The following is a 24,258-nucleotide window of genomic DNA, read 5'->3' as shown; positions in this document are numbered from 1 at the left end:
TCTTTCAGGTCGGCCCAAAGATCGAGAGAAGGCTCTAGGGATACATCCGCGTCTTGGACCACGGCTGGCCGGCTGCGTCACGACGAAATTCGATGCGATCGTGCAGACGGAATGGGCGGTCGTGCCAGAACTCGATGCGAACAGGTGTGATACGCCAGCCGCTCCAGCCCGGCGGCCGCGGCACTTCGCCGATGACGTATTTGGCCGCGACCTTGGCGATGGCCTGCTCGAAGGCGAAGCGGCTCTCCAGCTCCTGCGACTGCTTGCTGGCCCAGGCGCCGATCTGCGCCTGCTTCGGCCGCGTCGCGAAATAGGCGTCGGCCTCGGCATCGGTCACCGGCGTCACGTTGCCGCGGATGCGGACCTGACGGCGCAGCGACTTCCAGTGAAAAAGTAAGGCGGCCTTAGGATTTGCGGCAAGTTCGCGGCCCTTTTGGCTCGCGATGTGGCTGTAGAAGACGAAACCTCCGGTATCGAAGCCTTTCATCAGGACCATACGCACGTCAGGCAGGCCGTCCGGATCGACGGTCGCGAGCGCCATGGCGTTCGGATCGTTCGGCTCGCTCTTGATCGCTTCGTTCAACCAGGCCTCGAACAGCGCAAACGGCTCGTCGGCGGCGGTGAAATCACCGGATGTTAAGGGTGTCTGGTGTTTCATCGAGGTCGTGTCGGTCATGTCTGGAGTCCGAATTGCGTCCCGCGGCCCAAAGCGCGCTGTTGTCTGCTCTCGCCCTATATAGGGCATGGGGACGCGTTGGCCTATCGGCGATGCGGTCATCCAGCTTCGCCGTGACGATGATTCTGATCGGGGTCAGTGCCGGCGGCTGCAGCATGTCCCGCACGGACGCGAACGCCTATGCCAAGGCCGACGACAGCGACCTCACCGGTTCGATCGCGCAGCCGGTGAAGGGCGCCCGGCCGACCGAGACCGATCTCGCCTTCGCCCGCAACGCCGCCTCCGACGTGCTGAGCATGGGCGACAAGGATGCCAGCCAGCACTGGGAGAACCCGGAAACCGGCGCGCGCGGTTCGGTGACGCCGATCGCGCAATCCTACGCCGCCGAGGATGGTCGCAAGTGCCGCGACTTCCTGGCGAGCTATGTCAACGGGACGACCGAAAGCTGGCTCCAGGGGGCCGGCTGCCAAAGCAGCCGTGGCCGTTGGGAGATTCATACGCTAAAGCCGTGGCGGAGCTAGGAATCAGCTCAGCAGACTAGTTGCAAAAATGCCACTCGCTCCCCACATGAGGTTCAGGTGGGGCGGGCTAGCCCTTTCGACATTTCGATTTCCCAAGAGGAGACGTGACGGATGCGCGACCCCTATGAGGTCTTGGGGGTGCCGCGGAGCGCGAGCGCTGCGGCGATCAAGAGCGCCTATCGCAAGCTGGCCAAGAAGCATCATCCCGACAGCAACAAGGATGATCCCAAGGCCGCCGAGCGCTTCTCCGAGATCAATTCGGCCAACGAGATCATCGGCGACGAGGACAAGCGCAAGCAGTTCGACCGCGGCGAGATCGACGCCGAGGGCAAGCCGCGCTTCCAGGGCTTTCCTGGCGGTGGCGGGCCGCGGGGTCGCGCCGGTCCCGGCGGGTTCGAGAGCTACAGCTTCCGCAGCGGCGCGGGTCCTGGCCAGGGCGCGGGTGCGTTCGAGGACATCCTGAACAGCATGTTCGGCGGCGGGATGCGCGGTGCGCGGCCCGGGGCCGGCGGCGGTGCCCAGTTCGAATTCGACACCGGCGGGATCGGACTAGATCTCGACGTCAACGTCGCAATGTCCGTCTCGCTGGAAGAATCGGTCAAGGGCGGCGAGAAGCGCGTTCGGCTGCCGAACGGCAAGGAACTCAACGTCAAGATTCCGGCCGGTGTCATCGAAGGTCAGCAGATCCGGCTGCGGGGGCAGGGCGAGACCGCGCAGGGTCACCCGCCCGGCGACCTCCTGATCACCATCAACATCGCGGCCCATCCGTTCTTCAAGATCGATGGCGCGGATCTGCGGATCGACCTGCCGGTCACGCTTTACGAAGCTGTTCTCGGCGGCAAGGTTCGTGTGCCAACGCTCGGCAATGCCGTGGAACTGTCGGTCCCGAAAAACACCTCCAGCGGCCGCACCTTCCGCCTCAAAGGTAAGGGCTTGCCGAAATCTGGCGGAACCGGGGATCTCTTCGTCACCGTCAGGATTATGCTACCGGACGGGAACGACGCCGAGCTTGAAGCATTGATGGAAAAGTGGCGGGACCAACACCCCTACAATCCACGTAGCGGGCTTGGCTGACACATGATCCGGACCCGGAGGGCCGCGTTAGCGCGAAGTGTGTAGCGGCTTTCCGAGAAGATCATGCGCAAACAATGAGCTAAAGCGCGAGCCATCGCGCTTTAGCGAGAGATCGGAACTGAAGGGGTTCTCCTAAAGGCCTAACGCATCTCCGAACGGATGATGCCCATCATACACGGGAAGCGTGGTAGCGCTTCTCGGCTCGTATGGCCGACGTGTCGGCTGTCCGGCGGGGCAGCCGACAAAAAGGTGCGGCCTCGAGAGGGGGACCAGCGCGGTACCAAAAACCCCAATCGAGGCCGCCCGCGTCGATCGGCGGATCGAACGCCACTCATAATCGCGTGAACACCCGGTGCGATAATGAGACGCACACATGTCCTGATTCCAAATTTTCAATGACGGAATCGAGGCACGCCGTTTTCACGGTTGTCTAACTGCCGCTTTTCTCGGCTTGGTCGTACACCGCTTGCGCCACCTTGGTCAGGCGATCGCGGTCGGCGCCGCCGCCGCTGACGACGTAGCCAACGCCGCGTTCGGCCCAGAACAGCGCTCCATCCTTGTCCGCCCTGGCGTATCGCATCTGCGTTGCGCCGGTCTCGGTCTTGGCGGTGTAGATCGTGTAGCGCTCGCCCGAGGCTCCCTCATACATCAGGAAGGACGCCGGTCCGTTCGGCCCCGGCAACAGACGGCCGCCGACCAGCTTCAGCCCGCTCGGCTCGAGATTTGGCGCGAACACGGTCCAGCCGCACCGCCGGGTCAGCCAGGCCTGGAGGTGGTCGCGCTCGTTGCCGCCGACCTCGACGGGGTGGCGGACCTCGACGACATAGAGGTGATGGGCTTCGAGCGCGTCCGCCGTAAAGCTCTGGAAGGTCGAGGGCGCATTGGCGGCGCCATGCGCGACCCAGCCGGCCGCGCCGCCGGCGACGAAGGCAACCAAGGTGGCCGCCACCGCCCCGTAGAGCCATTGCCGCGGACGGCGCTCCAGCCGTTCGAGCTCCAGCCGGGCCGGCACCGGCTCCTGGGCGATGCTGTCGTAACGGGCATGCAGCATCTTGGCCATGGCGCGCCAGGAGTGCACCCGCTCGGCATCGTCGGGGTGGGCGGCAAGCCAGGCCTCGACGTCGGCGCGGCGCTCGGGCGGCAGCTCGCCGTCGACAAAGGCGTGCAGTTCGTCTTCGGTCACGGGAATATTGCGGTCGTTCATATCGGTCGTCTCTGGCTCTGCGGCCCAAAATATCTGACGCGGTTCAATTGCGCTGCTTCTCTCTCCATGCAGGGGGCGCGGCACGCGCGATGCATCGATCCTGCCATCATTTCACCCGCCTGAGCGCCGGGCGCTCACCCTCCAGCGACGCCTTGACGTGCGCGCGGGCGCGCGCCAGGCGGGACATCACGGTACCGATCGGCACGCCCTGGATGTCGGCGACCTCGCGGTAGCTCATGCCCTCCAACATCACCAGCAGCAGCACCGAGCGTTGCTCCTCGACCAGCGTCGAGAGCGCCCGCTCGATGTCGCGTCCTTCGGCCTCCGTCCCGCTGGCATCCGGGTTGTTCTCCGTCAGTTGCATGAATTGCGGCCGCCTCGCCAGCGAGCGCCGCCGGTTCTTGTTGAGGTTGGTCAGGATCGTGTAGAGCCAGCTCCTGACGTCGCCTCCGAGAAACAATCGCTCCGAACGCAACGCACGCACCAGCGTGTCCTGCACCAGATCGTCGGCCGCATCCGCATCGCGCGTCAGCGCGCGGGCGTAGCGGCGCAACGCCGGGATCATGGCTTCTACGCTCTGGCGAAACGCACTCATGCCGTCTTTGACGTCCTGCTGTTCGGCGCGAGCGCCTCTAGCAATCATAACACCCGAATGGAACGGCTATTCCGGCGCTGGAAACAGCGTTAACGCCGCGGATTAGGACTGTACCGCAGGGGAGGGCTGGTGTACCTCCAGACCTTGATCCAGTTCGACGGGACGTGAAGAAATGGCGCAGAATTCAGGTCTGATGCAGGGTAAGCGCGGGGTCATCCTCGGCGTTGCCAACAACCGCTCGATCGCCTGGGGCATCGCCAAGGCGTGCCAGGCGGCCGGCGCCGAGATCGCACTCACCTACCAGGGCGATGCGCTGAAGAAGCGGGTCGAGCCGCTCGCCGCCGAACTCGGCGCACTCATGCTCGGCCATTGCGACGTCACCGATGCCGCGACCATCGACGCCGTGTTCGACGTGCTGAAGGAGAAGTGGGGCAAGATCGATTTCGTCGTGCACGCGATCGCGTTTGCCGACAAGGATCAGCTCGAGGGCCGCTACGTCGACACCACCGCGGACAATTTCTCCAAGTCGATGCTGATCTCCTGCTACTCGCTGACCGCGATCGCGCAGCGCGCCGAGAAGCTGATGACCGACGGCGGTTCGATCGTCACGCTGAGCTATTATGGCTCCGAGAAGTGGATGCCGAACTACAACGTCATGGGCGTCGCCAAGGCCGCGCTGGAGGCGAGCGTGCGCTATCTCGCCGCCGATCTCGGCGAGAAGGCGATCCGCGTCAACGCGATCTCGGCGGGACCGATCAAGACGCTGGCGTTCGCCGGCATCGCCGATTCACGGCTGCTGCTGAAATACAACGAGCTCAACGCGCCGCTGCGGCGTAACGTGACGATCGAGGAGGTCGGCGACAGCGCGCTGTATTTCCTCTCCGATCTCGCGCGCGGCGTTACCGGCGAGGTGCATCACGTCGATGCCGGCTACCACGTGCTCGGCATGAAACGGCCCGACGCGCCCGACGTCTCGCTCGGCGGCAAGGACTAACCACCACCTGGAATACCCGTGCCCACGATCTATTATCTTCGCCACGGCGAGACCGAGTGGAATGCGCTCGGACGGCTCCAGGGCACCAGGGACATTCCATTGAATGCGCGCGGCCGCGACCAGGCCGTGCAGGCCGGCGGCATTCTGGCTGACCTCCTCGGGCGTGACGGCCGCGACAAGGCGGCGCTGCCCTATGTGTCGAGCCCGCTCGGCCGTGCGCGCCAGACCATGGAACTCGCGCGCGCCAAGCTCGAACTGCCTGTGACGGACTATGCGCTGGACGATCGCCTGCGCGAAATCGGCTACGGCGTCTGGGAAGGGCTGACACTGGCCGAAAGCGAGGCGAGAGATCCCGAGATCTACGCGAGGCGCCTCGCCGACAAATGGACCGTGGGACCCGCGGACGCCGAGACCTATGCCGACGTCCAGGTCCGCGTTCGCGCCTGGTACGACGAACTGCGGACCGACACGGTTGCGGTCGCCCATGGCGGCACCTGCCGGGCCCTGATGGTCTCGCTCGGCCTGGAGACGCCGGCCAGCGCCGCGGAGCTCTATATCGAGCAGGGCGCCGTCTACGTGTTTCGCGGCGGCGGGCTGGAGAAGTATAGTTGAGCCTCGGCGCGGTCGGTCCAGGGCCTGCCTATCGGGTTTGACCCCCGGCCCCTCGCGCGTTACCACACGCCGGAACCGAGCCAGCGAGAAGCAATGTCCTTCAACACCTTCGGCCACATGTTCCGCGTCACCACCTTTGGCGAGAGCCATGGGGTGGCGATCGGCTGCGTGGTGGACGGCTGCCCGCCGATGATCCCGCTCATCGAGGCGGACATCCAGCAGGATCTCGATCGCCGCCGGCCGGGTCAGTCGCGCTTCACCACCCAGCGCCAGGAGCCGGACCAGGTGAAGATCCTCTCCGGCGTCATGGCGCATCCCGAGACCGGCGTGCAGGTGACGACGGGCACGCCGATCGGGCTCCTGATCGAGAACACCGACCAGCGCTCCAAGGACTATTCGGAGATCAAGGACAAGTTTCGCCCCGGTCATGCCGACTTCACCTATGAAGCCAAGTACGGCCTGCGCGACTATCGCGGCGGCGGCCGTTCCTCGGCGCGAGAGACTGCGACGCGCGTCGCCGCCGGTGCGATCGCGCGAAAGGTGCTGCCGGATGTGAAGGTCCGCGGCGCGCTCGTGCAGATCGGCCCGCACAAGATCGACCGCGAGAAGTGGGACTGGGACGAGATCGCCAAGAACCCGTTCTTCTGTCCCGACAAGGACAAGGCAGCGTTCTTCGAGACCTATCTCGACGGCATCCGCAAGAGCGGCTCCTCGATCGGCGCGGTGCTCGAGATCGTCGCCGAGGGCGTGCCGGCAGGACTTGGCGCGCCGATCTACGCCAAGCTCGATTCCGATCTCGCGGGCGCGATGATGACCATCAACGCCGTGAAGGGCGTCGAGATCGGTGCCGGCTTTGGCGCAGCCGAGCTCACCGGCGAAGAGAACGCCGACGAGATGCGCACCGGCAATGATGGCACGCGCTTCCTGTCCAACCACGCCGGCGGCGTATTGGGCGGCATCTCCACGGGACAGCCGATCGTGGTGCGTTTCGCGGTGAAGCCGACCTCCTCGATCCTGCAGCCGCGCCTCACCGTCGATCGCAAGGGCACTGATACCGAGATCTTCACCAAGGGCCGCCACGACCCCTGCGTCGGCATCCGCGCCGTCCCGGTCGGCGAAGCCATGATGGCCTGCGTGCTGGCCGACCACTTCCTGCGCGACCGCGGGCAGGTGGGGCGCTAGCGTCGACGGCCACTCGTGTCGCGGTAATAGCCCACCGCGCAGCTTGACGATTCCACCACTTCGTCCGCAAATGCGGGCATGGACAGGTCCGGGCTCCAGCGTGTCTTGAATTGGCTGATCGACGGGGCGAAGACCTCGGGGACCTCGGCCGACATGATCGCCGCTGTCTGCGAGAAGCTGGTCGATGCCGGCCTGCCGCTGTGGCGCTTCGGGATCTTCATCCGCACGCTGCATCCGGAAATCTTCGGTCGCAACTTCATCTGGCGGCAGGGCCAGAAGGTCGAGATGGGCACCGTCGATTTCGATATCCTGGATACCCCCGAATTCGCCCAGAGCCCGCTTCGCATCGTGTTCGAGCAGGGGATCGAGGTGCGGGGCCGCATGAACGACCCCGACAGCAAGCGGTTTCCGTTCCTCGACGACATGCGCGCCGAAGGGGTGACCGACTACATCGCGGTGCCGATGCCGTTTCTCGATGGCTCGATCCATGCGACGAGTTGGGTCACGCGGCGACCCGGCGGCTTCAGCGACGACGACATCGCAGCGATCAGGATGATCATGGCGCCGCTCGCGCGTGTCAGCGAGATCGTCAGCCTGCGCCGCACCGCCGAGATGCTGCTCGACACCTATGTCGGCAACCGCGCGGGTGCGCGCATCCTCGGCGGCCAGATCCGCCGCGGCCACAACGACACCATGCAGGCCGCGATCTGGCTCTCGGATCTGCGCGGCTTCACCGCGCTGTCGGACCGGCTGCCGGCCGAGACCGTGGTCGAGATCCTGAACCGCTATTTCGACTGTCAGGTCACCGCCATCAGGGGGCATGGCGGCGAGGTCCTGAAATTCATGGGCGACGGCCTGCTCGCGGTGTTCCCGATCGACGAATATGTCGGCGACGCCTCCCATGTCTGCGCGCGGACGCTGGAAGCCGCGCGCGAAGCCCGCGCCAGCGTCGATGCGCTGGCGCACCCCGTCGGCGACGTCGTCGAGCGTTTCCGCTTCGGCGTCGCTCTGCACGTCGGGAACATACTTTACGGTAATATCGGTGGCGGCAATCGCCTCGACTTCACCTGCATCGGTCCCGCCGTCAATCTTGCCGCGCGGCTGGAGAAGATCGCCGGTCGCCTGGGGCGGACCGTCGTGGTGTCGGAGGGCTTTGCCAAGGTCTGCGGGCACGACTGGCGTAGTCTCGGCGATTTTCCGATCGCGGGGTTTTCCAAGGCGCAGCGCGTGTATGGGCTGGCGGAGGAGACGCCAGTGGTGATGGCGTGAAGGCTCATCCATGACCGTCGAATTCCGCCAGATCGAAATCGCCGATACCGACGCCTTCCGTGCCGCGGTAGACATCGTCGCTCGCGAGCGCAAATACATCGCGCTGAGCGAGGCGCCGCCGATCGAGCAGGTGCGCGCTTTCGTTGCGCGCAATGTCGAGCGTGGCTATCCGCAGATCGTCGCCGTCGCCGACGGCGCCGTGGTCGGATGGTGCAACATTCCGCCGGCCAGCCGCGTTGTCTCGGCGCATGTCGGCGATCTCTTCATGGGGCTCGTTCCGGATTTCCGCGGCCAAGGCTTCGGCGAAAGGCTGTTGCAGCATGCCGTTCAGGCTGCTGATGTATTCGGCTTCCGCCGCATCGAGCTCGGTGTGTTCGCGACCAACACCGTCGCGGCCGCCCTTTATCGCAAGGTTGGGTTCGTCGAGGAGGGCACCAAGAAAAGGGCGATCCTCCTCGACGGTATCCATCACGACGAGATCATCATGGCGCGCCTCAGGGGCTAGCTGCGGCCATCGCTGATATATGACTGCTTCAAGCCGAGCGTTAGGATCGTCACGGTGATCCACAGCCGAAGCATGGCAAAGCTGAAGATGAAGCAGAAATAGATCAGGTTCTTGATGAAGTCGCTTGCTTGCGAGGTCTGCCAGAAATTCCAGATCGCGATGCGTACCGCTTCCTGTCCGTAGGCGAGCGCGATGTTGACGACGCCGAGCGCGATCACGGCCGCGCCGAGCCACAGACCGCGCCGCGCGAACTCGCCGATCGCGGCAAACAACGCGATCTGGCCGTCGTCGCGCTCCGCGCGGACGATCATCAGCAGCACCAGCGCGGCGATCGCGGCGCTCCAGAATCGCCCGGGATGGGTGAACTGGTCGAAGGCCATGCCGTCGAGGCCCGCCATCAGATGATGCGCCTCCTCGTAGCCGGCTGCCGCAGCGCTGATTGCTGCCGCGACCATCACCAGCGCGATCCGCCACAGGATTGAGAACGAGAGCCTGAACTGCTCCCCCCATGTCAACTCGCCGAGCGAGGATTGGCCGCCGGCCGCCTCGATCGATTGCTGCGCGGTCGCGAAGAAGGCCAGCAGCACCGAAATGTCCGCAATAATGATGGCCGGCAGCGCCACGAGGCCGCCGCCGAACGCGATCACCCGCATCGCAGCCGCCAGGATCAGCCAGGGCAGGACGTGCAGCAGCTTGAACGGACCGAACGAGGTCTCGTGGCGGGCGGGCTTGAATTCGATTTGTTTGCGCAGTGAGACTGACATCGCACCGTCGTGACACAGGAGATTGAACCCGTGGTAGCGCCGATCGGTAAAATTGACGCAAAGGCGCGCGACGGACTGGCGCGGCCTATTCCTCCGGCTCCGTCGTGAACAGCAGCGGATAGCCCTTGGCGCGGCCGGCGTCGGTGGCGCGGGTGGCCTTGGTCTCGGCGACGTCCCTGGTGAAGACGGCAACGACGCAGGCGCCGAGCTTGTGCGCGGTGATCATGACCTTGTAGGCCTGATCCTCGGTCATGCGGAATTCTGCCTTGAGCACCATGGTCACGAACTCACGTGGCGTGTAGTCGTCGTTGATCAGGATGACCTTGTGCAGCTTCGGCCGCTCGACCTTGGTTTTGGTCCTGGTTTTCGGCGTGGTGACGGTGTCGTTCATTCCGCCTCCTGGACACGGCGGGCTCGGTTCCCTGCCGGAGCGATCAGCTCGCGGTCTTTGTACCATATTGGAGGACCTGCACCTTCTCCAAGGTGATCAGGCCGCTAGACATCATGCCATCCAGGATGGGCAGGAATGCGTTGATGTTGTCCTCGCTGTCGACGATTTCGATCAGGAGCGGCAGGTCTTCCGAGAGGCGCAGGATCTTCGAGGTGTGCAGCCGGCTCGACTTGCCGAACCCCATCGGGCCGCGCAGCACGGTAGCGCCGGCAATGTGCCGCTCGCGTGCCGCCAGCACGATGGCTTCATAGAGCGGCTTGCCGTTGCAATGGTCGCTTTCGCCGATGAAGATCCGGAGCGAAACAGCCTGATTGGGGATTTGCATGGTCAGCTCCTTTTCAAGCGGTTGTAGCGGTTCGCCATCATATGCCCTGCCCATACCGACACCAGCCAGCAGACGACGGACGCCGCGATATAGGCGAGTGCGGTATATTTCAGGCCGCCGTGGAACAGGCGGAAGGTCTCCAGGCTGAAGGTCGAGAAGGTGGTGTAGCCGCCGCAGAAGCCGGTCATGACGAGCTGCCGATGCTCCGGCCGCGCCAGCACACGGCCGTCCGGGCCGGTCAGCGTCGCGTAGAAGCCGATGATGAGCGAGCCCGTGGCGTTGATGAACAACGTCGCGAAGGGAAAACCCGGGCCGGTATCGAGGGCGAGCCCGACCAGATAGCGTGTCAGGCCGCCGACGATGCTGCCGGCAGAGACCCAGGCATAGAGCAGCGCGGTACGCCAGCGGTCGGCGGAGGAAGCATTCATCTGCGGCTAGCCTCCAAAGCTGTCCGCGAGGAGGAAGCCGCAGCTCACGGCCGCGAGGCAAAGTCCGACCGAGAACACGACATTGCCGAGCGCGTGTACCGGCTCGCCGCTGCGCGCCAGTGTCAGCGTTTGCAGGCTGAACGAGGACACCGTCGTGTAGCAGCCGAGGAAGCCGGTCACCGCGAACAGCCACGGACTGGGCGAGGCGAAGAGAGAGCCTGGATGAGTCGCCAGCGCGCCAAGAATGCCGATCAGGAAGGCGCCTGTGACGTTGATGGTCATGGTGCCCCAGGGAAAGGTCTCGCCCAGCCGCCGCGCGATGGCGCCGGAGACGAAATAGCGGGTGCAGCCGCCCAGCACACTGCCGACAATGATTGCGATCGCTCCGCTCAGCACGATGAACAGTCCCCCGTCATGACTTGTTCTCCATTGCCAGACCCTTGCCGGCGGCAAGCAGCCCCACCAGCGCGGCCAGTGCGAAGCCTAGCCCGGCAAGGAACGTGCCGACCGGACCATAGGCGTCCCACAGCGCGCCGGCGATGACGCTTGCGGCCAGCATCGCAAGGCCGGTGAACAGGTTGAAATAGCCGAATGCGGTGCCGCGCAGGCTTGGCGGTGCAGTATCGGCGACGAGCGCCGAGAGCAGGCCTTGCGTCAGCCCCATATGCAGGCCCCACAGCACGACGCCGATGGCGAGGCCGGGGAGATTGGGCAGCAGCGCGAGGACGAGGTCGGCGCCGGCGAGAACGACGAGGCCCAGCGCGAGCAGGGCGGTCCGGTTGATCCGGTCCGCCAGCACGCCGGCCGGATAGGCCGAGAGCGCGTAGGCGATGTTCATCAGCACCAGCACCGCCGGCACCCACATTGCATTGAGGCCGATGTTCTGTGCGCGCAGGATCAGGAAGGCCTCGCTGAAACGCGCCAGCGTGAACACGACGCCGATCGCGACGACGCGCCAATACATGGATCCAAGCTGCCGCATCGCGGCGGCGTTGAGCGGGTTCTTCGCCGGCTCGCGGCTCGAGTCCGGCTCCTTCACCGCAAACGTAATGAGGCCAAAGGACAGGAACGCCGGCACCACGGCCACCCAGAACACGGCGACGAAATGATCTGCCGTCCACCACATCAGGCCGATCGCGACGAGCGGTCCGACAAAAGCGCCGATCGTGTCGAGCGACTGCCGCAGGCCGAAGCTCGCGCCGCGCAGGCCCGCGGGCGCGATGTCGGCGACCAGCGCATCGCGGGGCGCCCCGCGAATGCCCTTGCCGACCCGGTCGATGAAGCGCGCAACCACCAGCCAGCCGATGCTGGGCGCGAGCGGAAACAGCGGCTTCGTCAGAGCGGCCAGCCCGTAGCCCAAGGCCGCGAGCAGCTTGCGCCGGCCGAGCCAGTCCGACAATGCGCCGGAAAAGATTTTCGTGATCGCGGCAGTCGCCTCCGCGATGCCTTCGATGAACCCGACGGTGAGCGTGGAGGCGCCGAGCACGGTGACGAGATAGACCGGCAGCAGCGCATGGATCATCTCCGAGGAGATGTCCATCAGCATCGAGACAAAGCCGAGCACCCAGATTCCCCTGGGTAGCCTCGCGCGTGCAGCTTTCGGTATCGTCGTCACGTCGTTGTCTTCACGTCCTGGGCATCCCGTGGCCTTCGCTTTCAGGCAATAAAAAACCCGCCATCGGCGGGTTGTCCATGCTCCCGCCAAAGGCAGGGGCTTATTGCCCCACCTCTAGCAGGAGTCATCAGCCCACTACGATCGCTCGACCGCCGGGCGGTTGTCGGGGGACTCCATCCCCATCTGTGTCATCAGACTAGCATGGAAATGACGGGGAACAAGTGGGCGAGGCGCGCTGTCCCGCGTCGCGAATGCGTGGCGGCGCATGCGTGGCGACATGACGGCGATTTCGCGCCGCTGCGCTGAAAATCCTAACTGGAATGTGAAGCACGAGCGATCTTGGCGCTTTGCGGCAAGGCGTTTGCATGTCACCATCGCGCCGTACGACGGGAGACTGCGATGCGCTTGCTGTTCTCGATCGGGGCTGTGCTGGTGGCCGGCGTGTTTGCCGGGGGGGACGTCGCGAGCATCGCGGCACCAAGTCCCAAATTTGAACCGCCGCAATTCGAACCATCAAGACAGCAGCGGCAGGCGGCAGACGGCGATGCGCAGTCGGTCGATGTCGAACTGATCCTCGCGGTCGACGTGTCCTATTCGATGGACATGGACGAGCTCGCGATCCAGCGCGAGGGCTACGCGCAGGCGATCCAGTCGAAGGAGTTCTTGCAAGCGCTGAAGACCGGCCCCAGCGGCAGGATCGCCGTGACGTATTTCGAATGGGCCGCAACCGGTGACCAGAAGATCATCATCCCCTGGCGCCTCATCGACGGACCCGAGACGGCGGATGCCGTCGCAGCCGAGATCCTGAAGACGCCGATCCGGCGCGCCTCGCGCACCTCGATATCAGGCGCGATCGGATTCGCGATGCCGCTGTTCGACGAGAACCCTTATCACGGGCTTCGCCGCGTCATCGACATCTCCGGCGACGGTCCGAACAACAACGGCGGCCCAGTCACCGTCGCGCGCGATCTCGCGCTCGAGAAGGGCATCGTCATCAACGGCCTGCCTATCATGGTGAAGGAGCCGTCCTATTCGACCATGGATATCGACAACCTCGATTACTATTACGAGGATTGCGTCATCGGCGGCCCCGGCTCCTTCGTGATCGCAATCAAGGATCGCGAGAAGTTCAAGGAGGCGATCCGCACCAAGCTGCTGATGGAGGTCGCCGGCCGCACATCCCCAGTGGTGCACGTTGCGGACAAGAACAAGGAGCCGCGCGTGAACTGTCTGATCGGCGAGAAGATCTGGTCGGATCGCTGGGGCCGCTAACGGCTCAGCCTGACGAGGCCTATTCCTCGCCGGCCGAGGTGGCTGAAGTTAACGGCTCGTTAACCGCGGCGTGGCCTAGTCGGAGTGTTTCCGAATGTTTCCGATGCCGTTTGCCGGTGCTCGAATGCAGGCAAGTTCGTCGGGGCCGTTCACCGAGCAAGCCCATGCCCATCGTCACGCAAAGCACCAGCCAGATTTCGCCGGCCAACGAGCGGATGTATCACCAGAGCGCTCTGCTCGGTGAATGGAAAGGCAATTGGGCGGGCAACAACCAGCCCGTGGGCTTCAAGGTCGTGAACATCAGAGGCGCCCGGGCTCAGGTCGAGTACACCCACAACGGACACACCGAGCGCGGTTTCGCCCAGGTCAGCGGCTCGCTCATCACCTTCGGCTCGATCACGGTCGGCACCAAGGACGGCAAGAACCTGGTGCTGTTGTTCTCCGCGGGCGGTGCCGGCAAGCAGACCGCCACGCTCGCAAAGCAGGCGCCGCCGGCCTCCGACAGCCGGCTGATGGGAAGCTGGGGCGGCTATTCCAGCGACAACGGCAAGAGCGCGAGCTTTCGCGTGCTGTCCGTCAACGGCAACGAGGCCGAGGTCAGCGTCACCACCGACGGCATCACCCGCCAGGGTACCGGCATCGTCTACAAGAACGTCATCATGTTCGGGCAGTCGCAGATCGCAACCGACGACGGGCAGAACGGCAAGGTCATCTACCAGGTCGGCACCAAATCCTTCATGGTGCCGGTGACGAAATATCCGCCGGCGGATTCGTCATCCTCGGTGGACAAGACCGCGTAGCTGCTTAGAGCAGCGTTCCGCGCGACTGCGTCAGCGCCTGCAATTGCCGTTCGATGTCCCGCAACGCTTCACAGGCGGCCGCAAGCGTGCCGTCGCCAATCAGCCGCCAGACCTCTTTGCTTCTCTCGGCCAGATGCGGAACCGTTAGCGGCAAACGCGCGGCTTCCGGCAGTGCGCCCTTCTCGTTGATGAGATAGCGGTCGTTCAGCGCGAACAGGACCTGCGCGACGCAGGCCAGCGACCGGTAGATGCATCCGGCGACGTGGGTCTGCTCGTCGCGCGCGATGGCAAGCTCGGCGTTCTCGATGCCGAACAGCACCTCCCATTGAAAGCGCCGGATCAGGGCATCGCGCAGTGGTCGCGGATAGGGCTGCGCGGTCGATTTCAGCCGGGCGATCAGGGCCTGCGGATCGTGCAGCGGCTGGCAACAGGCGATCTCGCCCATCCAGATCGCCGAGCAGAAGCCATGCGGATGGCCGGGCTGGTAGTCCATCGTGACCTGGCCGGCGCGGCAGGCTTTCATCACGGCTTCGACGGCATCAGCGTTGCGGTAGAGCAGATCGACCTTGTGTCCCTCAACCGACAGCCACGCGCCGCCGACGATCCACGGTCCCCATTCGCCGATCGGCGTCACCGAAGCGGCCGCCGGGTCGTCTGCGACGGCCTTTGCCGCGGCCAGCAGCCGTTCCGTATCCAGCGGAGCGGTCGCGGTGAAATAGAGGCCGATGTCGTAGTCGGACGTCGGATGCGCGCTGCCCCGCGCACGCGAGCCGCCGAGCACGATGGCCGCGATACCCGGCACCCCGGCGAAGACGGATGAGAGGCGCGTGAGCAAGGGATCGTGCGGCATGAACGGCGCTGCTTCTATTTCGCCGCCAGTGGCGGCAGCGGTGGCACGCTGTCGTTGGGGGGATTCCGCCTGCATCGTGATCAGCGTCATCGAGACCAGGTCGTAATAGCCGATCAGGCCGACGATATCCATGATGCCACGCTCGCCAAACTTCTGCTGCGCCGCTCTGATCGATCGACAGCTTACGGTGCGGCGCGATCCGTGCAAGGTGTCGGGCGCGCATGCTAGGCTGCGCCAACCAGATCGCTTGCCAGATGGAGAACCCCATGACCGACGAAGATCCGATGATGGTTGGCGCCGCGACCGTCTTCGTCGTCTCCGACATCGACGCGAGCCTTGCCTATTATCGTGACGTGCTCGGTTTTCAGGTCACGTTCGAATATGGCGCGCCCTTGTCCTATGCGTGCCTGTGCCGCGACGAGGTCGCCCTGCATCTGCTCGCAGCAATGGCGACGAAGCGATTGCCCGGGCACGGCGGTCTCTGCATCTTCGTCCGGGACGTGGACCGGCTTTACGACGAGGTCTCGGCGCGGGGCGCCAGGCTGATCAACCAGCCGGGGGATCGCGACTATGGCATGCGCGACTTCGATGCGGTCGATGCCGACGGCAATCAGGTCACATTCGGGATGGGGACGGACGCCGCAGCCTGACGTGCTCGGTCGCGGCGCCCGGTGAGATCAGATCCGTGCCTCAAGGATCAGGTTGAACGGCGTCTCCGCGGCGCGGCGGAAGCGTGACAATCCGCCTTCGCCGGCGACCTTGCGCAGCCTTGCCTCGCCGGCTTGCGCGCCGAGCGCGAGGCCCACCTCCTGATCGAGCGAGGCCGGCGTGCAGATCATGGTCGACGCCGCGTAATAGACGCGCCCGACCGGGTTGAGATTGTCTTCGAGGCGGTCGCCCGCGAACGGCTCGACCAGCATGCAGGTGCCGTCCTTCGCCATGGTCTGGCGCACGTGGCTGATCGCGCCGACGGGATCGCCCATGTCGTGCAGGCAATCGAAGAAGCAGACGAGATCGTAGCCCTCGGCCGGATAGGTCTTGGCCGAGTGAACCGCGAAGCTGACGCGGTCACCGAGCCTGGCCTCGCTCGCCGCTTTTCGTGCCGCCTCGATCGAGCCCTCGTGATAGTCGAACCCGTAGAAGCGGGAGTTCGGAAAGGCTTCCGCCATCAACCGTGTCGAGACGCCGTGCCCGCAGCCGACGTCGGCAACCTTGGCGCCGCGCTTGAGCTTGTCGACGACGTCGTCGAGCGCGGGCAGCCACTCCTGCACGAGATGATGCATGTAGCCGGTGCGGAAGAAGCGCGCCGTGCCGCAGAACAGACACTCGCTGCGCCGGTTCCAGCCGACACCCTTGCCGGACTTGAAGGCGTCCGTGATCTTCGGCTCGTCGAGAAACGCGGCGGCAATGACGTTGCCGACCGCGCCGAGAAACACCGGGCTATCCTGGTCGGCGAGCGCCATCGCCTGCTCCGGCAGCATCGAGAATTTTCCTGAACCGGCATCGTATTCGACGTAGCCGGATGCCGCCTGGCTCGCCAGCCATTCGCGGACGTAGCGCTCCGCCGTTCCCGTGGCTTTCGCGAGCTCGGCGGAGTTCATCGGTCCCTTGGCGGCGAGGGCGCGATAGAGCCCGAGCTTGTCGCCCAAGAGGATGAGCGATGCGTTCATCGCGGCCCCGACCTCGGTGATCATCTTGCCCATAAAAGCATTCAACCTGTCGGCATTGACCTCCATGACAGCCTCCATCCAATGTTGGGCATTTTCAAAGGTCTGCGCAATTGCGCGTGATCGGACTGCGACAGGCCTTTTGCGGTCATCGCCGCGGCCTCAGCTTTCGCGTCCTTTCAATGGGTCAATCCGGCACGGAGGAGGTTCAAAGCGTGGGAAACCCCGATCCAGGAACCTGGTGCCGTGCTCAGCGGCATCGCATCGCTGGCATTCGCACGGCGCTGTGCGTATAATTTATCGATCAGTCTGACGGTTCCCTGAATGCCCGGCTTTGTTCGTTCCTGCGGTCTTGCAACCCTTTTCGCAGTGCTCTGCTTCGGTGGAGTGCGTGTTCACGCGCAGGTCGCACCCCTGCAATATTGGATTCCGGGCGGGGGATTTGGTTATGGCGGCGGCACTGAGAGCTATGGCAACTCTCCGAGCTTCAATACCCGCGATGCCAACGGCGGCTACGAGTTTCGCCCCGGCTTCTTTGTCGGAAGCCGGAGCGGCAATCTCGGCTTGAGCGGTTTCAACCAGGCCGGACCCGCGAGCAATTTCAGCGCGCTGTCCTACGACAGCACGCAGTTCGGCTACAACATGAAGACTACGAGTGGCTCGCCCGTGACCTTCTTTGCCGGCATCGACACGCTGAAATACGGCAACGGCATTGGCAGCTCGGTCGCACCGCTGACTTCCGCCGCCGGTCCCGGCTATGGCGCATTTGGGGGCGTCGAATTCAAGCCGACGTCGAACCTCAGCCTGTCGTTCGGGGCCGGGTTCACCCAGCGCGACTCGGGCCGCATGGACAGCGATATCAGGTCGAACATGCTGCCCGGCGAGTCGCCGGCGCTCGGCCAGCTCCGGCGCTAAGATTTCACCGCGTAAATCGCGCGACCAATTCCACATGCGGCGTGTGGCGGAACTGGTCGACCGGGACGACGGCTTCGATCTTGTAACCACCATCGATCAACAGCCGCGCGTCGCGGGCAAACGTCGCGGCGTTGCAGGAGACTGCGATCACCACGGGCACCCTGCTCGCCGCGAGTTTCAACGCCTGAGCCTGCGCGCCCTGGCGCGGCGGATCGAACACGACGGCATCGAAATCGCGCAGCTCCGGTGGCACCAAGGGACGGCGGAACAGGTCGCGCGGCTCGCACCTGATCGGCTTCAAGCCCGGCGTGCGCGCGGCCTTCGCGAGCGCGGCGATGGCACCGGCGTCGTTGTCGTAGGCGGTGACGCGTGCCTTTTCCGCAAGACGCAATGCGAAGGGGCCGACACCGCAAAAGAGGTCGAGAACCTCCTTCGCCTTGCCGATGCGCTCTGCAACGAGAGCGGCCAGCGCTTCTTCGCCCGCCACGGTCGCTTGCAGGAACGAGCCCGGCGGCAGCGTCACCTCAGCGCGGCCCATCCTCACCGTCGGCGGCAGGCGTTGCAGCACCAGCTCGCCGTGCCGCGTCAGTCGCGCCAGACGGTGCTGTTCGGCAACGCGCGACAGCGCCGTGACCAGCGGCGTCGGCAGCGGGCCGGAGCCGCGCACGTCGACATCGAGGCCGTTGGCGGTCGCGGTGACCTGGATGTCGAGCGGTTTCGTCACCGGCATCCTCGACGTCAGCGGCTCGGCCAGTGCCCAGGCTGCATCGAGCGCGCCTTCCAGCGCCGGATCGAGGATCGGACAGCGATGGATCGGAATCACGTCGTGCGCGCTCGCGGCCGAGAAGCCGACCTTGAGCACGTCATGCGTGCCGAACCGCCCGTGCAGCGTGACCCGTCTTCGGCCGGCGCCATGAGCGTCGCGCAGCGGCGCGACCGCGCAATCGATGCCGGCCTGCGCCAGCGTCTCGACCACGATGTTGCGCTTCCAGGCCTGGTAGGGCTCGGTCGCCCAATGCTGGATCGCGCAGCCGCCGCAGATGCCGAAATGCGGACAGAACGGCTCGATGCGCTCGGGGCTCGCGACGTCCACCGCCAGCAGCTTGCGACGATCAGGGTGATGGCCAACGACATGGTCGACCTCGACGGTCTCGCCGCCGAGCGTGCCGGGCACATAGATCGCATCACCCGTCGTGAGCGCAACGCCGTCGCCGCGATGGCCGACATGGTCGATCGTGAGGCGCTCAACCACGGCGCGCGCCCAGGAAGAATTCGATGTTGCCGTCCCCGCCGGCAATGGAAGAAGGGAATATCTCGATATCGGTGCAGCCGAGCGAGGCGGCAAAGGCCGCGATGTCGTCGCAGATCTCCTGGTGCACGGCGGCATCGCGGATGATGCCCTTCTTGTTGTGTTTCCGATCAGCCTCGAACTGCGGCTTGATCAGCGCCAGCAGGCTCATGGGTGCGGCGGCGAGCGACAGCGCGACGGGGAGCACCGTCTTGAGCGAGATGAAGCTGACGTCGATGACGACGATTTCGGGCCGCGCGGGCAGCCGCTTGCCCTCGTAGCTGCGGATGTCTGTCTCCTCCATCGACATGATTTTCGGATGACCGCGCAGCGAGGCGTGCAACTGGCTGGTGCCGACGTCCACGGCGAACACCAGGCTCGCGCCGTTCGCCAGCAGCACCTCGGTGAAGCCCCCGGTAGAGGCGCCGACGTCGAGACAGACGTGGTCCTCGATCTCGATCGGGTAACGCTCCAGAGCGCCCGCGAGCTTGACACCGCCGCGCGAGACGTAGGGATGCGCCGGCTCGGCCTGGATCACCGCGTCCTCGGCGATCGTCTCCGATGGTTTTGCGACCTGCTTGCTGTCAGCCGTGACGAGCCCGGCCTCGATCGCCGCGCGCGCCCGCGCCCGGCTCTCGAACAGGCCGCGCTCGACCAGCAGAACATCCGCGCGCTTGCGGGCAGGGGACATCGGATCTCCGAACGACGACTGAAGGGCTTATGGTGCAATCAATCGCGCGGCTGCCATTCGGACGCAAGTCTCGAACGCGGCGAGATCGTGCCAGACGTCGACCGGCATCGTGGTCGGCGTCACCAGCGGGCAGCCGTGCAGCTCCAGCGCGTGGATCATCATGAGGTTATCGGCGAGACCGAAATCCTCGACCGTCAGCCCCTGCGCATCGACCAGCCGATCGCCCTCCGACGTCACGTCCATGAAGCGGCCGAGGCGGTCGGCATAGGTTGCAGGGTCGTTCGAATAGGCCAGGCAGAACTTGCGACGGCCGGCCATGTAGCCGAGCTCGTAGACGGTACCGGGATCGGCGCCGGCGCCGCGGAACGGGGTGAGATTGGCGATGATGGCGCTGGCCGCGTCCATCATGGCCTCGTTGCCACAGAATATCTGCCGCGCGGCGTCTGGCGCGGTGACGTCGACAATGTTGTCGAGGGGATAGAGGCCGGTGAGTCCGTGCGCGGCGCAGATCGCCGCCTTGCGGCGGCCGATCTCGACCGCATCCGGCAGGAACACGTCGGGACCTGCCAGATAGATTTTCATTGAGCCAAAGCCGGAAAGTGGGATCGACGTACGAGCCGCATCGCGTGCTCTGCTCCCTCTCCCGCTTGCGGGGAGGGGGTGTCTCCGCAGGCGAGAACCCCCGAGAGGAGAGAGCCCTCACCCGACGCTTCGCGTCGACCTCTCCCGCAAGCAAGCGGGAGAGGTAAACTCATTATCAGGCGAGCTTGACGGTCTCGGTCTTGATGTCCTTGCCGAGGGCTTCGAACACCTTTGCGACGATGCCCTTGGCGTCGAGACCGGCGCGGGCGTACATCGCGGCCGGCGTGTCGTGATCCTGGAATACGTCGGGCAGCACCATCGTGCGGAACTTGACCATGCCGGTGTCGAGCACACCCTGATCGCTCAGGAACTGCGACACATGCGAGCCGAAGCCGCCGATCGAGCCTTCCTCGACCGTGATCAGCACGTCGTGGTCGCGGGCAAGCTTCAGCACCAGCTCGGTGTCGAGCGGCTTCATGAAGCGCGCATCCGCAATCGAGGTCGAGAGGCCATGAGCGGCGAGCTCGTCGGCGGCCTTCTCGCATTCGGCCAGACGTGTGCCGAACGAAAGCAGGGCGATCTTGTTGCCCTGGCGGATCATGCGGCCCTTGCCGATCTCGAGCGGAATGCCGACGTCGGGCATCTCGATGCCGCGGCCTTCGCCGCGCGGATAGCGCAGCGAACTCGGACGGTCGTCGATGGCGACCTGGGTCGCCACCATGTGCACGAGCTCGGCTTCATCCGCCGCCGCCATGATCACCATGTTGGGCAGGCAGCCGAGATAGGCGTTGTCGAACGAGCCGGCATGGGTCGCGCCGTCGGCACCGACGAGGCCGGCGCGGTCGATGGCGAAGCGCACGGGCAGGTTCTGGATCGCGACGTCGTGCACGATCTGGTCATAGCCGCGCTGCAGGAAGGTCGAATAGATCGCACAGAACGGCTTGTAGCCTTCGGTCGCAAGACCGGCGGCAAACGTCACCGCGTGCTGCTCGGCGATGCCGACGTCGAAGGTGCGGTCCGGGAAGGCCTTGTTGAAGATGTCGACGCCGGTGCCGGACGGCATCGCCGCGGTGATGGCGACGATCTTGTCGTCCTTCTGCGCCTCCTTGACGAGGCTCTGGCCGAACACGTTCTGGTAGGCCGGCGCGTTCGGCTTGGCTTTCGCCTGGGTGCCGGTGGCGACGTCGAACTTGACGACGGCGTGGTACTTGTCGGCGGACGCTTCCGCCGGGCCGTAGCCCTTGCCCTTCTGCGTCACGACGTGGACCAGGATCGGGCCGGTCTCCATGTCGCGCACGTTCTTCAGCACGGGCAGGAGATGGTCGAGGTTGTGGCCGTCGATCGGGCCGACGTAATAGAAGCCGAGCTCCTCGAACAGCGTGCCGCCGTCCATCATGAAGCCGCGGGAATATTCCTCGACGCGATTGGCGCGGTTGGCGAGGATCTTCGGCAGGCGCTTGTTGATCTGCTTGGCCGCCTCGCGCAGCGTGCGATAGGTCTTGCCCGAGTACAGGCGCGACAGGTACGCGCTCATGGCGCCGACCGGCGGGGCGATCGACATGTCGTTGTCGTTGAGGATGACGATCAGGCGCGAGTTCATTGCGCCGGCATTGTTCATGGCCTCATAGGCCATGCCCGCCGACATCGCACCGTCACCGATCACGGCGATAACGTTGTTCTTGCCGCCGGCGAGGTCGCGGGCGACGGCCATGCCGAGGCCGGCGGAGATCGAGGTCGAGGAATGGGCTGCGCCGAACGGATCGTAATCGCTCTCGCTGCGCTTGGTGAAGCCGGACAGGCCGCCGCCGGTGCGCAGCGTGCGGATGCGGTCGCGGCGTCCGGTGAGGATCTTGTGCGGATAGGCCTGATGGCCGACGTCCCAGATCAGCCGGTCGCGCGGCGTGTCGAAGACGTAGTGAATCGCGGTGGTGAGCTCGACCACGCCGAGGCCCGCGCCGAAGTGACCGCCGGTGACCGAGACGGCATCGATGGTCTCCTGACGCAGCTCGTCGGCGACCTGGCGAACCTGCTCGACCTTGAGCTTGCGCAGGTCTTCCGGCGTCCGGATGGTGTCGAGAAGCGGCGTTTTACTGTATGCGTTCACAGCGATTTCCAATTTGTCAGCGCCGGAAGGTCGTTCCGGTGCGCGATGGGTTTGCACAATTTCGGCGCAGCGCGAGTCCTCAAACCGTCGGAGCCACCTGCATGGGGCAGGGCCCCTTGTTCAAGCTTAGGTGAGCCAAAGTGCGCTCCGGTTCAGTCTCCGTGACCCCTATCACGTGGATCGGCTTCGTCCGTCCAGGTCAATTTCATTAGCGATTTGAGGCGCTTGACGTCGAAAATCGGTCCCCACGTCAAGGCTAACAAAAAGCCACACTCCGCGCAGCTTTACACCAAAGCTTAGGCCAAAGCCAACCCGCCCGACCGATTACGGGTATGCAGGTGCAACCGGCGGGCCAATTTGGTTAATCGCGGCGCCGGCGTGGTGGTTCCAATCCTGCCCGGTTCCTTGGCAGAATTTTGGACCGAAGAACAGCCTTTTTGGCCCGATTCACAGGGTGATGATGGCGCCAGAGGGAGATTTCTTTTAATCCCTCCGTCGCGATGGTCCGGCCGGGATCAGAAAAAGGACGTGCGATCCTGAAAAAACGCGGGTGGCCGATGCCGTGGACGGGCAGCTCCGACCGGAGCCCTACTGCACGTCGAGCGGGGCGGTGCCGGCGGCCTGGCCATTGGCATCGGTGGTGATCTTGTCGACGCGGGCCTCGGCCTGGCGCAAAAGCTCCTCGCAGCGCCGCTTCAGGGCTTCGCCGCGTTCGTAGATCGTGACGGATTCCTCGAGCGGGACCTTGCCGTCCTCGAGCCGCTTCACGATCGTTTCGAGTTCCTCGATCGCGCGCTCGAAGGTGAGCCTGGAGACGTCGACTTGGGTATTTTCGGCCATATCCGTTTCCGATTGCCCGATTCGCTTCTGATGCAAAACAGCAGAGTTTTGCGGGCGTAATGTGGCGGGTATCTCAAGCGCCCATCAGGGCGCCGACATGCGCCGTAACAGATTCTTTCAGTCCTTGCAGGTCGTAGCCGCCTTCGAGCACGGAAACGACGCGTCCGCCTGCGGACTTGTCGGCGAGGTCCATCAGCTTGCGCGTCACCCAGGCATAGTCCTCCGCGCGCAGATTCAGCGAGGCCAGCGGATCGCGGAAATGCGCATCGAACCCTGCGGAGATGATGAGAAGCTCGGGGCTGAATTCGGTCAGGCGCGGCAGGATCAGGTTTTCAAACGCGCTGCGGAATTCGGGTCCGCCGTCTTCGGAGGCGAGCGGCGCGTTGACGATGGTGTCGTGGTCGCCGCGCTCGCCCTTGGCACCGGTGCCCGGAAATAGCGGCATCTGATGCGTCGAGCAATACATCACGGTCGGGTCGGACCAGAAGATGTCCTGGGTGCCGTTGCCGTGATGCACGTCGAAATCGACGATGGCAGCGCGCTTGATGCCGTATTTGCGCTGCGCGTGGCGCGCGGCGATCGCGACATTGTCGAAGAAGCAGAAGCCCATCGGCTTGCCGATCTCGGCGTGATGGCCGGGCGGGCGCACCGCGACGAAGGCGTTGCGATGCTCGCCGTTCATCACGGCTTCGGTCGCGGCCACCGCGCCGCCGACGCCGCGCATCACCGCTTCCCACGTGCCGGGGGACATCGAGGTGTCGCCGTCGAGATAGACCTGGCCGCTGGTCGGCGCGATGTGGCGCAGTTCGGTGACGTAGTGCTCGTTGTGGCACAGCGTGACGAGATCGAGATCGCCCTCCGGTGCGAGGTCGCGCGCCAGGAACTGGAAGCGTTCAACCGACAGCGCTTCCTCGACCGCACGCAGGCGGTCCGGGCGCTCGGGGTGACCCGGCGGCGTGACGTGGTCGAGGCAGGCCTTGTGGGAGAGAAGAAGCGTGCTCATCAGGTCGGCCTCACTGGGAACGAACTCTCGA

At 65.0% G+C, this 24,258-nt stretch carries 28 protein-coding genes and 1 riboswitch; of the genes, 11 read left to right on the top strand and 17 right to left on the bottom strand.

Annotation, left to right across the window (positions count from 1 at the left end; translation table 11 throughout):
* Window positions 1-34 precede the first annotated feature (34 nt).
* Window positions 35-676, bottom strand: a complete 642-nt coding sequence (gene pdxH, locus XH90_RS26140; RefSeq protein WP_057753611.1) for a pyridoxamine 5'-phosphate oxidase — start codon at window positions 674-676, stop codon at window positions 35-37.
* Between the two features lie 155 nt (window positions 677-831).
* Between pdxH and XH90_RS39880 the strand changes: the two genes are divergently transcribed.
* On the top strand, window positions 832-1,197 hold the full coding sequence (locus XH90_RS39880; RefSeq protein WP_371748266.1) for an RT0821/Lpp0805 family surface protein: 366 nt from the start codon (window positions 832-834) through the stop codon (window positions 1,195-1,197).
* Window positions 1,198-1,308: 111 nt separating this feature from the next.
* The gene (locus XH90_RS26130) at window positions 1,309-2,271 is read left to right on the top strand and encodes a DnaJ C-terminal domain-containing protein (RefSeq protein WP_194477173.1); all 963 of its coding nucleotides are present in this window, start codon (window positions 1,309-1,311) and stop codon (window positions 2,269-2,271) included.
* Between the two features lie 430 nt (window positions 2,272-2,701).
* Here the strand turns inward: XH90_RS26130 and XH90_RS26125 are convergent, their stop codons facing one another.
* Together XH90_RS26125 and XH90_RS26120 are read right to left on the bottom strand one after the other, a co-directional pair.
* Window positions 2,702-3,475 carry an anti-sigma factor gene (locus XH90_RS26125; RefSeq protein ID WP_194477172.1) on the bottom strand — a complete coding sequence of 258 codons (774 nt, stop codon included), beginning with the start codon at window positions 3,473-3,475 and terminating at the stop codon, window positions 2,702-2,704.
* 106 nt (window positions 3,476-3,581) lie between these two features.
* Window positions 3,582-4,070 (bottom strand): sigma-70 family RNA polymerase sigma factor, encoded by a 489-nt coding sequence (locus XH90_RS26120; protein WP_128953175.1) that lies wholly within the window; start codon window positions 4,068-4,070, stop codon window positions 3,582-3,584.
* Window positions 4,071-4,242: 172 nt separating this feature from the next.
* Between XH90_RS26120 and fabI the strand changes: the two genes are divergently transcribed.
* From fabI to XH90_RS26095, 5 genes are all read left to right on the top strand, one after another.
* Window positions 4,243-5,064, top strand: coding sequence for an enoyl-ACP reductase FabI (fabI, locus tag XH90_RS26115; RefSeq protein ID WP_194477171.1), 822 nt, complete (start codon window positions 4,243-4,245; stop codon window positions 5,062-5,064).
* A 12-nt stretch (window positions 5,065-5,076) separates the two neighbouring features.
* A complete protein-coding gene (locus XH90_RS26110; protein ID WP_194482816.1) occupies window positions 5,077-5,676 on the top strand; it encodes a histidine phosphatase family protein in 600 nt (199 codons plus the stop codon).
* A gap of 93 nt (window positions 5,677-5,769) precedes the next feature.
* Complete coding sequence (gene aroC / locus XH90_RS26105; RefSeq protein ID WP_194477170.1) at window positions 5,770-6,858, top strand: chorismate synthase; 1,089 nt, start codon at window positions 5,770-5,772, stop codon at window positions 6,856-6,858.
* Between the two features lie 78 nt (window positions 6,859-6,936).
* Window positions 6,937-8,127, top strand: coding sequence for an adenylate/guanylate cyclase domain-containing protein (locus tag XH90_RS26100; RefSeq protein ID WP_194477169.1), 1,191 nt, complete (start codon window positions 6,937-6,939; stop codon window positions 8,125-8,127).
* A gap of 10 nt (window positions 8,128-8,137) precedes the next feature.
* Complete coding sequence (locus XH90_RS26095) at window positions 8,138-8,632, top strand: GNAT family N-acetyltransferase (protein WP_194477168.1); 495 nt, start codon at window positions 8,138-8,140, stop codon at window positions 8,630-8,632.
* On the opposite strand, the gene XH90_RS26090 is transcribed toward XH90_RS26095, so the two are convergent.
* The 6 genes from XH90_RS26090 to XH90_RS26065 form a co-directional block, all read right to left on the bottom strand.
* Window positions 8,629-9,396: a hypothetical protein gene (locus XH90_RS26090; protein WP_194477167.1), complete on the bottom strand. Its 768-nt coding sequence runs from the start codon at window positions 9,394-9,396 to the stop codon at window positions 8,629-8,631. The genes XH90_RS26095 and XH90_RS26090 overlap by 4 nt on opposite strands.
* An 85-nt stretch (window positions 9,397-9,481) precedes the next feature.
* The gene (clpS, locus tag XH90_RS26085) at window positions 9,482-9,787 is read right to left on the bottom strand and encodes an ATP-dependent Clp protease adapter ClpS (protein WP_194477166.1); all 306 of its coding nucleotides are present in this window, start codon (window positions 9,785-9,787) and stop codon (window positions 9,482-9,484) included.
* Between the two features lie 43 nt (window positions 9,788-9,830).
* On the bottom strand, window positions 9,831-10,172 hold the full coding sequence (locus tag XH90_RS26080) for a DUF190 domain-containing protein (protein WP_194477165.1): 342 nt from the start codon (window positions 10,170-10,172) through the stop codon (window positions 9,831-9,833).
* A 2-nt stretch (window positions 10,173-10,174) separates the two neighbouring features.
* Window positions 10,175-10,600: a fluoride efflux transporter CrcB gene (crcB, locus tag XH90_RS26075; protein WP_194477164.1), complete on the bottom strand. Its 426-nt coding sequence runs from the start codon at window positions 10,598-10,600 to the stop codon at window positions 10,175-10,177.
* A 6-nt stretch (window positions 10,601-10,606) separates the two neighbouring features.
* Window positions 10,607-10,996, bottom strand: a complete 390-nt coding sequence (crcB, locus tag XH90_RS26070; RefSeq protein ID WP_371748265.1) for a fluoride efflux transporter CrcB — start codon at window positions 10,994-10,996, stop codon at window positions 10,607-10,609.
* Window positions 10,997-11,012: 16 nt separating this feature from the next.
* A complete protein-coding gene (locus tag XH90_RS26065; RefSeq protein ID WP_246755589.1) occupies window positions 11,013-12,215 on the bottom strand; it encodes an MFS transporter in 1,203 nt (400 codons plus the stop codon).
* Window positions 12,216-12,326: 111 nt separating this feature from the next.
* Window positions 12,327-12,405: riboswitch (Fluoride riboswitch) on the bottom strand.
* A 209-nt stretch (window positions 12,406-12,614) separates the two neighbouring features.
* On the opposite strand from XH90_RS26065, the gene XH90_RS26060 reads away from it, so the two are divergent.
* Together XH90_RS26060 and XH90_RS26055 are read left to right on the top strand one after the other, a co-directional pair.
* Window positions 12,615-13,487 carry a DUF1194 domain-containing protein gene (locus XH90_RS26060; protein ID WP_194477163.1) on the top strand — a complete coding sequence of 291 codons (873 nt, stop codon included), beginning with the start codon at window positions 12,615-12,617 and terminating at the stop codon, window positions 13,485-13,487.
* A 164-nt stretch (window positions 13,488-13,651) separates the two neighbouring features.
* Complete coding sequence (locus tag XH90_RS26055; protein WP_194477162.1) at window positions 13,652-14,287, top strand: hypothetical protein; 636 nt, start codon at window positions 13,652-13,654, stop codon at window positions 14,285-14,287.
* 4 nt (window positions 14,288-14,291) lie between these two features.
* On the opposite strand, the gene XH90_RS26050 is transcribed toward XH90_RS26055, so the two are convergent.
* On the bottom strand, window positions 14,292-15,269 hold the full coding sequence (locus XH90_RS26050) for a nucleotidyltransferase domain-containing protein (RefSeq protein ID WP_246755588.1): 978 nt from the start codon (window positions 15,267-15,269) through the stop codon (window positions 14,292-14,294).
* 134 nt (window positions 15,270-15,403) lie between these two features.
* Here XH90_RS26050 and XH90_RS26045 point away from each other — a divergent pair, with 134 nt between their 5' ends.
* Window positions 15,404-15,787 (top strand): VOC family protein, encoded by a 384-nt coding sequence (locus XH90_RS26045; RefSeq protein ID WP_194477161.1) that lies wholly within the window; start codon window positions 15,404-15,406, stop codon window positions 15,785-15,787.
* Window positions 15,788-15,814: 27 nt separating this feature from the next.
* Here the strand turns inward: XH90_RS26045 and XH90_RS26040 are convergent, their stop codons facing one another.
* Entirely contained in the window at window positions 15,815-16,873 is a 1,059-nt protein-coding gene (locus XH90_RS26040; protein WP_194477160.1) for a class I SAM-dependent methyltransferase, read from the bottom strand.
* A 255-nt stretch (window positions 16,874-17,128) separates the two neighbouring features.
* Between XH90_RS26040 and XH90_RS26035 the strand changes: the two genes are divergently transcribed.
* Complete coding sequence (locus tag XH90_RS26035; protein WP_194477159.1) at window positions 17,129-17,719, top strand: hypothetical protein; 591 nt, start codon at window positions 17,129-17,131, stop codon at window positions 17,717-17,719.
* A 4-nt stretch (window positions 17,720-17,723) separates the two neighbouring features.
* Here XH90_RS26035 and XH90_RS26030 read toward each other — a convergent pair whose 3' ends face one another.
* The 6 genes from XH90_RS26030 to XH90_RS26005 form a co-directional block, all read right to left on the bottom strand.
* The gene (locus tag XH90_RS26030; protein WP_194477158.1) at window positions 17,724-18,971 is read right to left on the bottom strand and encodes a class I SAM-dependent RNA methyltransferase; all 1,248 of its coding nucleotides are present in this window, start codon (window positions 18,969-18,971) and stop codon (window positions 17,724-17,726) included.
* Window positions 18,964-19,698, bottom strand: coding sequence for a TlyA family RNA methyltransferase (locus tag XH90_RS26025; protein WP_194477157.1), 735 nt, complete (start codon window positions 19,696-19,698; stop codon window positions 18,964-18,966). The genes XH90_RS26030 and XH90_RS26025 overlap by 8 nt, the downstream gene beginning before the upstream one ends.
* A gap of 27 nt (window positions 19,699-19,725) precedes the next feature.
* Entirely contained in the window at window positions 19,726-20,280 is a 555-nt protein-coding gene (locus XH90_RS26020; protein ID WP_194477156.1) for a nucleoside 2-deoxyribosyltransferase, read from the bottom strand.
* Between the two features lie 175 nt (window positions 20,281-20,455).
* Window positions 20,456-22,384: a 1-deoxy-D-xylulose-5-phosphate synthase gene (dxs, locus tag XH90_RS26015; protein ID WP_194477155.1), complete on the bottom strand. Its 1,929-nt coding sequence runs from the start codon at window positions 22,382-22,384 to the stop codon at window positions 20,456-20,458.
* Window positions 22,385-22,972: 588 nt separating this feature from the next.
* Window positions 22,973-23,224 carry an exodeoxyribonuclease VII small subunit gene (locus tag XH90_RS26010; protein ID WP_194477154.1) on the bottom strand — a complete coding sequence of 84 codons (252 nt, stop codon included), beginning with the start codon at window positions 23,222-23,224 and terminating at the stop codon, window positions 22,973-22,975.
* Window positions 23,225-23,297: 73 nt separating this feature from the next.
* Window positions 23,298-24,227, bottom strand: coding sequence for a histone deacetylase family protein (locus tag XH90_RS26005; RefSeq protein WP_194477153.1), 930 nt, complete (start codon window positions 24,225-24,227; stop codon window positions 23,298-23,300).
* Between the last annotated feature and the right edge of the window lie 31 nt (window positions 24,228-24,258).

This window comes from Bradyrhizobium sp. CCBAU 53338 (genome assembly GCF_015291665.1).
Lineage (GTDB): Bacteria > Pseudomonadota > Alphaproteobacteria > Rhizobiales > Xanthobacteraceae > Bradyrhizobium.
The sequence above is the reverse complement of the archived record's forward strand: the minus strand, read 5'-3'. Positions and strand labels throughout refer to the sequence as shown.